The following is a 339-nucleotide window of genomic DNA, read 5'->3' on the forward strand; positions in this document are numbered from 1 at the left end:
CTTCACGGTGGAAGTGACGGATGTGGCTGGCGTATCGAGCAGCAACGACCTGGTGATCCAGATTCTGGATACGGAGCCGGTAGCCGAAGACGATGTGGCGCAGGTCACGGAAGATGCGGTAGCGCCGGTTACGGGCAATGTGCTGGACAACGACACGCTGGGTGCGGATGCCTCGACGACGGTCATCAACACGGGCGACGCGCAGTACGGCGTGCTGGTCGACAACGGCGACGGCACGTGGAGCTACACGCTGGACAACAGCCTGGCAGCGGTGCAGGCGTTGAACGAAGGCGATACGCTGGTTGAGGAGATTCGCTACACGATCACGGACGCCGATGG

General features: G+C 62.2%; 1 protein-coding gene. It reads left to right on the top strand.

Annotated features, from left to right (window positions below):
- The coding region (locus tag KOE80_RS20235; RefSeq protein WP_226349862.1) for a VCBS domain-containing protein at positions 1 to 339 on the top strand (339 nt) is incomplete at both ends.

The sequence above is a fragment of the Alcaligenes sp. 13f genome (genome assembly GCF_020496585.1).
GTDB classification, from domain to species: domain Bacteria; phylum Pseudomonadota; class Gammaproteobacteria; order Burkholderiales; family Burkholderiaceae_B; genus Alcaligenes; species Alcaligenes phenolicus.